Source organism: Neisseria sp. P0021.S006, from assembly GCF_051956895.1.
Genome location: NZ_JBQCWZ010000052.1, coordinates 1 through 10,690 on the forward strand (window position 1 = coordinate 1; position 10,690 = coordinate 10,690).

Below are 10,690 nucleotides of genomic sequence, written 5' to 3' on the forward strand. Positions count from 1 at the left end.
ATTCTCAGAAAAATTTAGCCAAATCACAGTCTTTATACTACAATAGCACCTTATTGCCGTATGACGAAAATACGGATTTATATTAGAGGAATACAACCGCAATGGCACAAGAAACCGCTTTGGGCGCTGCGCTGAAATCTGCCGTCCAAACCATGAGCAAGAAAAAACAGACAGACATGATTGCCGACCACATCTACGGCAAATATGATGTATTCAAACGATTCAAACCGTTGGCCGTCGGTATCGACCAAGACTTGGTTGCCGCCCTGCCCCAATACGACCCTGCACTGATTGCACGCGTACTGGCCAACCACTGCCGCCGTCCACGCTACCTGAAAGCCCTGGCTCGCGGCGGCAAACGTTTTGACTTGAACAACCGCTTCAAAGGCGAAGTCAGCGCAGAAGAACAAACCATCGCCCAACAGCACCCAGCCGTTCAACAGGCATTGGCTGCACAAGCCGAACGTCAAGCCGCTAAGGCTACCGCTGAAGCAGAAACGGCTCCTACTCAAGCTGAGACCACGAAGCTGCTGAATAATGTTCAGACGGCTCGATAAGGCTCATACTAAATAGAAAAACCCCAATTCAATACGGCACTTAAACGTCGATGAATTGGGGCTTTTTTATTGCCTTAACCTTATAGTGGGCTAATTAAAAATAGCTTTGTTTGCCCTCACTAAGCCCCAAAATCTTTTCTAAGCTATTCCCAATAAGATATTTCTCTATTACCTTGATTATTCTTGTATCAGTTCAAACATTGAACAGCATTATTTGTTCAACATTAAAGCAAATTAAAATCTCCTCTTATGAACATAAAAGGCCGTCTGAAATATCTTTCAGACGGCCTTTTTAAATCAAATAATCAATTAAAACACTGTTTGCAAAACCAAATAGCTGACAACAGACAAAACGGCAGCAGCAGGCAAGGTAATAACCCAAGCAAGGCCGATCGGTTTCATCAATTTCCAGTTGGCATTGCGGTTAACCAAGCCAATACCCAAAACTGCACCCACCAAGATATGGGTACTGGAAACAGGCAAGCCCATAAATGATGCTGCCATCACAACAGCGGCAGCAGAAAGCTCTGCTGAGAAGCCTGACGCGGGGTGCATTTCTGCCAAGCTGGTGCCTACGGTTTTAATCACTTCTTTACCGACAAACCACAAGCCGACGATCAAAGCGATACCGAAAGTCAACATGGCAATCGGAGGCACAGCGTTTTGAGCGGTAATGCTGTTGGTACGCAACACATCCATAATCGCGGCAAACGGACCAATCGCATTGGCAATATCGTTCGCACCATGGCTGAATGCAAAACCGCAAGCAGTAAATACCTGCATCCATGAGAACATTTGGAAAGTCGATTTATCCAAATCTTTGCGTTTTAAACTTTTGGCAAATACAAACGTACCCATCCAAATAGCCGCGCCGATCATGAAAATGGTCAGGAAGCTGTTGACATTGCTCATACCCAAATGCAGATTTTTCAGACCTTTGAAAATCAACATGGCCGCAATCATCATGCCGCCGACAGAAGCGATAAACGGCACCCAGGAATGCAGGGCTTTATAAGAATCTACTTCGCCCTTACGGCTGTCAAAGCGGTGCAGACCGCGATAATACTCAGACTGCAATTCTTCAGGATCAAAGTCCGGCTCATCATAAATTTGGGCATCGTGCGCCATTTTGGTGGCGTATTCGACTTTTTCAGATTCACTCAAGGCTTCAAAAAACAGGCGGTGTTCTTCTTTATAGGCTTTCTTCTCCAACTTGATGCCTTTGAGCGTATTATCGGCCCAAGAGTTGTAGTCCAAAACGTTTTTCTTAATTCGTGAAAACAATAGATAGGAAACGATGCCACCTAATACCGGAGACAAAATCCAAGACAAGGCAATTTCGCCCAACTTGTCCCATTGAATCAGCGCAATGGAATCCACACCGTTCAATGCCGCCATACACAAGGCACTACCGACGATACCGCCGATAATGGCGTGTGTCGTAGAAACCGGCAGACCTTTGCGCGATGCAAAAAGCAGCCACAATGCCGCAGCCAAAAGCGCAGACATCATAATAAAAACAAACTGCATCGGATCCAGATGCATGCCATTCAAATCGACAATACCCTTACGGATGGTATCTGTTACCTCGCCGCCGGCAATCACTGCGCCGCTGACTTCAAATACTGCCGCAATCAGCAAAGCTTGCGGAATAGTCAATGTGCCGGAGCCGACACTTGTACCGAAAGAGTTAGCAATATCGTTACCACCCACATTAAACGCCATGAAGACGCCGAAAAAGGTAGCAAGGATAAACAGGCCGGAGTGGTTGTAGTGGGTATAACCCAGGCCCCAATAAATAAAATAGCCGACCATGCTCACAAGCATAGCGGCAAAAACCGTATTAATCAGCTTCAAGTTCGCACTCGACTGAGTTTGAGCCATGGAAAGTTTCCTTTTGGAAAACATGTTGAGTCACGTTATTTTAACCTCTTTGTAATCTTTCTTGCACCAACTATTTACATTAAATGCCGAAATTCCCGTAAAAACGTCAAAAGGCGTTAAAATGTCGCTTTACCTTCTCTTTCTGTAACCGAAATGCAACCCCAATACTATATCGGCATCATGTCCGGAACCAGCATGGACGGTGCCGATGCCGTACTGATTCAAATGCAGGGCAAGCAATGGCAACGAGCCGTTGCCCACAGCTTTCTACCCTATTCAGACGGCCTGCGCCAAGAATTGTTGGCACTACAAGACATAGGCGAAAATGAATTGCACAGAAGCAATATCCTGGCGCAAACACTCAGCCGCCTATACACCCAAACCGTCCAACAACTATTGGCAGAACAAAACCTGTCGGCCAAAGACATTGCCGCAATCGGCTGCCACGGACAAACCATCCGCCATGCGCCTGAATACGGTTACAGCATTCAACTGGTTAACCTCTCCCTGTTAGCTGAACTGACCGGCATTTTCACTGTCGGCGACTTTCGCAGCCGCGACCTTGCCTGCAACGGTCAAGGTGCACCCCTCGTCCCAGCCTTTCACGAAGCGCTGTTTCGAGATGCGAATGAAACCCGAGCCGTACTCAACATTGGAGGCATTTCCAATATCAGCATCCTCCCGCCCGACAGCCCTTCTTTCGGCTTCGATACCGGCCCCGGCAATATGCTGATGGATGCATGGATGCAACATATCTGGCAGCAGCCTTACGACAAAAACGGGGAAAAAGCCGCACAAGGCAAAATCCTCCCCGACCTGCTCGCTTCCCTGCTCGACCATCCTTATTTCAGCCGCCCTTATCCCAAAAGTACAGGCCGAGAGTTGTTTTCCCTAAGCTGGCTTCAAGGCCGTCTGAAAGGTAATGAAAAGCCGGAAGATGTGATACGCACATTGGTCTTTTATACCGCACAAACCATTTTTGACGCGACCAAACAAGCTGCTCCGGCGATTCATAATCTTTACATCTGCGGCGGCGGCATCCGCAATCCGGTTTTGATGCAAGACTTGGAAACCCTGTTTTCTCCCGACACCAAATTGCACAGCACAGCCAAGCTCCATCTTGACCCGCAATGGGTCGAAGCTGCCGCTTTTGCCTGGCTTGCAGCCTGTTGGTGCAATCAAGTTCCGAGCAATCCCTACCATGCAACCGGCGCACATTCACACCGAATTTTAGGCTCGGGACATTACGGTAACTAAAGTCGGATAAATAAAAAGGCCGTCTGGACATTTTCAGACGGCCTTTACTATATTAGCTTTTACTTATTCTTCTTCCGGCAAACGATTGATTTTTACACGGGCAATCCGTTGTCCGTCCTTCTCAACCACTTCAAAACGCCAGCCATGGTAATCGATGAAGTCGCCCACATCAGGAATACTTTGCAATTCTTCCATAATCAAGCCGGCAACGGTATGAAAATCGGCGTCTTCCTCTTGAGCAGGCAGATTTAACTGAGAAGCCAATTCCACATACTCCAATGCACCATCCACAGACAGCGTTTCATCCTGACTGGCCGGAGCAGCTTCTTCTTCCTCACGCTCAAACTCTTCGGGGAATTCACCGGCAATGGTTTCCAACAAATCTTTCATGGTCACCATACCCAGCACCGCGCCAAACTCGTCCACCACCAACGCATAATCCGCGCTGCTTTGACGGAACAATTCAATCGCATTCAACGCCGTCGTACTGTCCGGCAAAATTAATGGCTGGCGCAAGGCCGTCTGAATATTGATTTCTCCGGATTCAAGCAGCTGGTTCAGCAAATCTTTTTTACTGATATAGCCCAAAGGCTCATCTACACCTGCTTTACCGACAACCAACAAACGGCTATACGGTGTATTTTTCAATTGCGCATTTTGTTCTTCCCGACTTTGGGAAATATCCAATTTCTCGATTTCCCGACGCGGAATCATCACGCCCATAATCGGACGCTCCGCCAAAGTCAGCACGCTGCGAATCATGGATTTTTCGTTTTCTTCAAAATGCTCGTCATCGCCGCCATTATCGCCTGCTTTTGCCAAAATGCTTTCGCGGATACCCATCATACCCAACACATTTTCAGCGGTGCGCTTACGCCAAGAAGTGCTGATGTAGTCATTTTTGCGGGCATTCTTTTGCGAAACCTGATTAAACAGTTCGATCAAAATCGAGAAGCCGATCGCCGCATACAAATAGCCTTTCGGAATATGGAAATGGAAGGCTTCCGCAATCAGGCTGAAACCAATCATCAACAAGAAACCCAAACACAACATCACAACGGTCGGATGCTTGTCCACAAAGGCAGTCAACAGTTTACTGGCGGAAATCATCACCGTCATCGCCACAACAACCGCACCCATTGCCACCACAATATGATCCACCATCGCCACTGCTGTAATAACAGAATCGATAGAGAAAACCGCATCCAAAATCAAAATTTGCGCCACAACACCCCAAAAAGAAGAATGCTTCTTCTGTCCTTCAGCAACCGCAAATTGATTGTGGCCTTCAAGGCGTTCGTGCAGCTCGGTAGTCGCTTTATAAAGCAGGAAAATACCACCGGCAAACATAATCATGTCTTTGCCGGAAATCTCCAGACCACCCAGCTCAAACAAAGGGCGTGTCAGTGTCATGATGTGTGCCATGAAGCCCAGCATAAAAATCCGAATAACGACAGCCAAACCCAAGCCCGTTATCCGCGCCCTATCCCGTTGCAACGGTTTGACCTTGTTTGCCAAAATTGCTACGAAAACAAGGTTATCAATACCTAAAACAACTTCCAAAACCAGAAGCGTGGCAAAGCCTATCCAAGTATGCGGCTCGGCCAACCAACTGAAATCCATAATGATTGCGTTCCTTTAAAATACAAAAAGGCAGCCGTTCCGCTTAAAACGGACAGACTGCCAAATTTCGGGCATAGATAAAGGGAAGAAGCGGTATAACAACTACTCTGCTCTGCGTCTTTCATGAAAAATTTATGCCCCGGCCAAAAATAATGGCAAACAGTTTATCAGTTTGGCGAAAGAAAGGCAAAGTCTGACAGCATATTTTCTTTTAAAAACAGCCTACCGCTGCCAATCAATCACTTTCTCCAGCTTTAACAAAAGGAATCGGTCGATGTATTTGTTGATCATAGTTTGTTCGGTTTGCTGAAAGAAGATTCTTATAAGGAATTCCCTAAATGCCTGGGTAAAAACTTAGTTTTTTTACTAAGGTCTCAAGCCGTCTGAAAATTGGGATTTTTTCAGACGGCACGGTTTATATAGACAATAATTTTCTTAGAAAATATAACGATTATATTCTTTCAGAAATTACGGATATACTTAATCTCCATACAGTTAAAGTAATTAATCTGCCATCTAAATAAGAATATTCTAATTGAAGAGCATCATCTTCAAAGCAAATATTTCCAGCTGTAAATGTATTGCCATCTAGCCTACCTGTTATCTTATATTGTGTACTATCACCTATTCTTTCAAAAGGAATAATAACAGATTCATCTGTATTAACCTCTTCCAATATAAACTCATCAATAATGAAATAGTCAAGTTCCACATTGTAAACTTTATTCACTTCAATAGCCATTGGACAACAATTAAGGAAACAATATAGATCGTTATTTTCTATAGAAAAATATGCAAATTCCTCAATTGTTTCATCCATTTTTTTAGCTTTGCTGAGTAAATCATTTTTAACCTTTCATAAATTATTTTACTTCATAAATTGTTTTATCTTTTGGATTGCTACGATTTATAGCTTTCCAAAACTCTTTTCCACTTTTCACATGGATGGTTGTGATGGCACTTTAATAATTTGTTCCTATAAAGGCTGATGAATTAAGTGTAATCATTTAATCAATTATCATCAAAATATCTTAAAATATTAACCAATAGATAAAATAAAAACCACCATACAAGATGGTGGTTTTCAAATCTGGCTCCCCGACCTGGGCTCGAACCAGGGACCTGCGGATTAACAGTCCGTCGCTCTACCGACTGAGCTATCGGGGAATTAAAGATGAAATTATATAGAAAATATCAGAAACCTGTCAAGAAACAATCTATATAAAAACAAAAATATTTTTATATCTTTTTAATTTATAAAACTTTTATAAGATTTCAGCAATTTGTTTGGCCGCACGTTTCGCATCCAACAAAATCAAGCCCAATTTACCGCTTTCTTTTGCCATCAATGCCAACACTGCATTTTCACCTGCTTGACTCAACAGAATATAGCCATTTTTACCTTTAACCATTACCTGATCCAACTCACCGCAAGCCAACTCATGTACGGAACGATTGCCCAATGCCAGAAGCGTTGCCGACATCGCACCTACACGATCTGCATTCAAGTGGGAAGGCAGCATGGTTGCGATCGGCAGGCCGTCCGTAGAAATAACTGCAGAAGCAGTGATATCAGCAGAGGTATTGTTCAAATCGCTTAATACAGAGATTAATAGTTGTTGCATAGTCGCTCCATTCTAAAATAAATATCGGTCAGGCAAAAATCAACGGCTGCCGTATCGGTGGTACAGCACTTTAACCAAAGTAACAAAAGCCTCTTTATTTAAGTCAGGCATTCCGCCAATTACCAAAATCAGCTTGGTCATGCCAATATACAGCGGGAAAAAGGTCAATTCACTTTGGCCTGAAGGATCACAAATACCCCATGCGCTATTATTGATATGCAGGTTATTGCGAATCAAAAGACGGTGATTGTCTTCCATTTTGGCCACTTCGCTCGCCAAAAGACCCAACTCTTCCGCAGCCTCGTGATGGAAATTGGCATTGGCAAAATACAAACCGTTTTCATCAGCCAATAAAGCTTTGCCAGAATTGGACAACTGTTCCAATAATGTAGGCAATTGCTCGTCAGTCAAATGGATATCGTCTGTGCTGATTTCTTCATCACCATACAAAAATTCTAAGCGTTGGAGGCGGTATAGCAGGTTCAAAGCGGTATTGATGTCGCTGGTATCCGCCCACGCCAAGATTTTTTCGCTGCTGATGGTTTCAGACGGCTCTGCACGCAACAGACCATACAATAAAGTTCTGCTGGCACTGGGCGTATCACTTGAAACAGCATAATACGCACCCGCCGGTGTAATCTTAGGATATAAATTTGCTTGTAAAGAGAGTGTCGCTTCCATCTTATACCTCTAATCCGGGGTCAATTGAGAACAACATGGCAGTAACCAATTGTTTTACATCGTCTTCTCGACGCGCATCAATCTCAAAAACCGGTACATTAAAATTATTCTGTGCTAAATATTTTTGATAAACATCCACGCTTGGTAAAGATCGGATATCCATCTTCGTTACCCCTACAACCAGAGGTGCTTTTTTCAGCAACTCCCGGAATGCATCCAAGAAGAATTGCAAGTCTTTCAATGGATTGCTTCTTGTATTATCCAAAAGAAGCACTAAGCCCATACTGCCTTGGCTCAGAATTTCCCACATGAAATTAAAACGCTCCTGACCAGGCGTACCATAAAGGTGAACCTTAGTTTCCTCATCCAAATGAATGACACCGTAGTCCATTGCTACAGTTGTGTACCCCTTGCGGACAAGTGTCATATCAGATGCAGATGCATCGGTTTGAACCGGTGGTTCATCAGATAAAGCTGAAATTGCAGTGGTTTTACCTACGCCGACAGGACCGGTAAAGATAATTTTATTTTCTTTCATGACGTGTCCTTTACGATTTGCCCAGCAACTTACGCATCAGGCGTTGCAACAGGCCACGAGGTTGTTCTTTAGACGGACCGGCAATTTTTTGAGCCTCTTTGCTCATTGCTGTTTCAGGTACGTCTTTGCTATTCACATCAATCTGTTCGTTCAACGAAGGCGCATTGTGCGCATCAGTTGCAAACTCTGTATCTGTCGCCAAAAAGCCTGTCATATATGTTGCCGATAAATAATTCAAAATATCAGGCATCTCCAAAGGCATGACTTTATAGAGAACATTCAGATTAACAGATGTTTTCGTCAGAAATGCCGACAGACGCATAGATTCCGGAACATGTGCCAAACGGGTTAAATTTGGCCAACGCTTGAGTGTAAAGACAGTTTGCGGCGTCATCGGATAAATCAGACGGCCTGATGCAGTCCAAATAGCCATTTGCCACAAGCATGACATAATGGTGACTTTGGCTTTTTCTTTCCATTGAGGATTATCAGGAACAGCCTTACACACGACAGCCAAGTTATCGTTCTTACACAATTTCTCCAACTCATTGGCACTAACTGTCAACAGTACTCGCTGGATACTAGGAAACACGATTAATATCGGCTTACCTTCATGCAGGACGGCAAGATCTTGGTGTCCTTGACTGGCAAATTTCAGCGCACCCAACAAGCCTTTATTTGGATTAAATCGGCGAATGGTTGCTTTTCTTGTGCCATCGGAATTTGATTGTCTTTTATTCTCTTCGGCCGCTTGTTGCTCAGACGGCTCAAAAACATTGCCGCCTTGAGCCAGGCTGCGCAAAACAGGAAACAAGGTATCAAATTTGACCGGCTTAGCCAAATAAGGAGTCGTTACTGTCGGCAACTCGGAAGAAAACATCGCCACAGGCACTTCCGGATAAGTTTTCTTCGACTCTTTCCAAGCTTCTACACCTGCCGGAGTATCGGTATCAACCAATACCAAATCCGGTTTTTCATCAGAATCAGGGGAAACGATGACGTAATTCGTCGTATTGTGCATTTTAAATGCCATACGGAATACCGCCTGCTGTTGCTCACCCATCTCCTGTAACATAACCCGTATGGTTTTAATTTTTGGTAAATGATTATTCATCACTCGTACTTTCTACGATTATCTTATTTTTTTGAATATTGGTTCATTCGTTGCAAGAGACGGCTCATTGCCAAGACAACCTCTTCAGGCAGGCTGACAACACGTTCACGCAACAAGCGCAGAAATTGTTCCAAACGTCCCCAATCTTCAACGCGTTCGTACAAATCAAACAAGATAATGTACAACTGCGATTCTTGAGGATACTGCAAAACAGCCTGTTCCAAAGTACCGATGGCCAAATCCAACTGACCGTAGGCCAACAAAGATTCCACTTCTTTCAGAGCTTCATCAGCAGGTGAAGAGCTGGCACTGATAACTGAAGAGTCTTTTTGAACCAACTCACGATATTTGGCTTTCATCTGCAAAGAACTTGGCTGAATATAACCGCGCTTTAAGCCAATCTCTTTAATTTGCTGTTCAGACGGCCCTTTTTCCAAATCATCAAAAATTTCGTGATAACCAAGGCTATAACCCCAGCCAAGCATACGTTCTTTTACTTGACGGCCATATTGACCCAAAGAGTGGTAAAGCTTCCACAGATGCTTGGCAAACTGCCCTACTTCTTCATTCTGATAATCCAGACGCAAGGCATCGATAATGAGACCAGCAGGCTTCGCAGAAGTTTGGATTGCTTTATTGTATTGATGCAAAGCAGTCTCGTAGCTGATCTTATCTTTCAGGATTTTTGCACTACGTTCCGGTTTGGCAAAACCAATAACCGCACCCATCTCTTCAGGGCTAATTTCACCAAAATCTTTCTTGCCTAATACGATAGGCGCACGTTTACCCATACCTGGAACGACAATGCGTTCAATCGAGTCGTTCTCAAAGGCAATATGCTCGTCGGAAGCAACTTCCAAACCGCTTTGTTCGCCAATTTGACGGTCCACTTCCTGCATATTCCAACCAAGATGATGCTCGGCGAAAACACGCAGGCGCAGGTTAGTAGAATCCAAAGCCAGACCGGCTTTCAGGTATTCGGCTACGCTGTCTTCAGAAAGGGAAGTACTATGACGCTCAAGCGTATCCGCCAGCATGTCGATATTGCCAACTCGCAGATTCAAACCAATCAATTCATGAACCAGTTTTTCTGGAGCGCCGTCTTCCAAGGTATTGAGATAACCGGCCAAAGACTCCGCTGCTTTACTTTCATAGCCGAACTGTTTATAAACCTGATATTCGGTCAGCGGATCGACTTCTTGTGCGGAAACAGAAGCCGTTGCATCGTTTGAGCCGCTTCCGCCCCATTCCCAGTCTTGATTATCCGCATTGGAAACTGTCTGGTTGACTTTCTCAATCCAGTCGTTTCCATCCTCAGAGGAGGCTGTATGAGCAGCAGATGTACGGCCGCTTTTTGATGCATGTGCGCTTTGTTTGTCTGAATTGTTACTTTGTTTATGACGAACAAAAA

The 10,690-nt window shown here is 44.3% G+C and carries 10 protein-coding genes and 1 tRNA gene; 2 read left to right on the forward strand and 9 right to left on the reverse strand.

Annotation, left to right across the window (positions count from 1 at the left end):
- The first annotated feature begins 101 nt into the window (after window positions 1-101).
- Window positions 102-557, forward strand: a complete 456-nt coding sequence (locus ACTHUM_RS09735; protein ID WP_128581234.1) for a ProQ/FINO family protein — start codon at window positions 102-104, stop codon at window positions 555-557.
- Window positions 558-866: 309 nt separating this feature from the next.
- On the opposite strand, the gene ACTHUM_RS09740 is transcribed toward ACTHUM_RS09735, so the two are convergent.
- Window positions 867-2,441 carry an inorganic phosphate transporter gene (locus tag ACTHUM_RS09740; RefSeq protein WP_440361197.1) on the reverse strand — a complete coding sequence of 525 codons (1,575 nt, stop codon included), beginning with the start codon at window positions 2,439-2,441 and terminating at the stop codon, window positions 867-869.
- A gap of 153 nt (window positions 2,442-2,594) precedes the next feature.
- Between ACTHUM_RS09740 and ACTHUM_RS09745 the strand changes: the two genes are divergently transcribed.
- Window positions 2,595-3,698, forward strand: coding sequence for an anhydro-N-acetylmuramic acid kinase (locus ACTHUM_RS09745; RefSeq protein ID WP_004519614.1), 1,104 nt, complete (start codon window positions 2,595-2,597; stop codon window positions 3,696-3,698).
- Window positions 3,699-3,761: 63 nt separating this feature from the next.
- On the opposite strand, the gene ACTHUM_RS09750 is transcribed toward ACTHUM_RS09745, so the two are convergent.
- The 8 genes from ACTHUM_RS09750 to ACTHUM_RS09785 form a co-directional block, all read right to left on the reverse strand.
- On the reverse strand, window positions 3,762-5,321 hold the full coding sequence (locus tag ACTHUM_RS09750) for a TerC family protein (protein ID WP_004519613.1): 1,560 nt from the start codon (window positions 5,319-5,321) through the stop codon (window positions 3,762-3,764).
- Between the two features lie 451 nt (window positions 5,322-5,772).
- Window positions 5,773-6,141, reverse strand: coding sequence for a hypothetical protein (locus ACTHUM_RS09755; protein WP_004519611.1), 369 nt, complete (start codon window positions 6,139-6,141; stop codon window positions 5,773-5,775).
- Between the two features lie 271 nt (window positions 6,142-6,412).
- Window positions 6,413-6,488, reverse strand: a tRNA-Asn gene (locus ACTHUM_RS09760).
- A gap of 98 nt (window positions 6,489-6,586) precedes the next feature.
- Window positions 6,587-6,946, reverse strand: a complete 360-nt coding sequence (locus tag ACTHUM_RS09765; RefSeq protein ID WP_003679682.1) for a roadblock/LC7 domain-containing protein — start codon at window positions 6,944-6,946, stop codon at window positions 6,587-6,589.
- Between the two features lie 39 nt (window positions 6,947-6,985).
- Entirely contained in the window at window positions 6,986-7,627 is a 642-nt protein-coding gene (locus ACTHUM_RS09770; RefSeq protein ID WP_003679679.1) for a hypothetical protein, read from the reverse strand.
- A gap of 1 nt (window position 7,628) precedes the next feature.
- Window positions 7,629-8,165, reverse strand: coding sequence for a GTP-binding protein (locus ACTHUM_RS09775; protein ID WP_003748733.1), 537 nt, complete (start codon window positions 8,163-8,165; stop codon window positions 7,629-7,631).
- A 10-nt stretch (window positions 8,166-8,175) separates the two neighbouring features.
- Window positions 8,176-9,279, reverse strand: coding sequence for a response regulator transcription factor (locus tag ACTHUM_RS09780; RefSeq protein WP_004519610.1), 1,104 nt, complete (start codon window positions 9,277-9,279; stop codon window positions 8,176-8,178).
- Window positions 9,280-9,302: 23 nt separating this feature from the next.
- A partial coding sequence (locus ACTHUM_RS09785; protein WP_440402837.1) for a 23S rRNA methyltransferase occupies window positions 9,303-10,690 on the reverse strand: 1,388 nt, incomplete at its 5' end.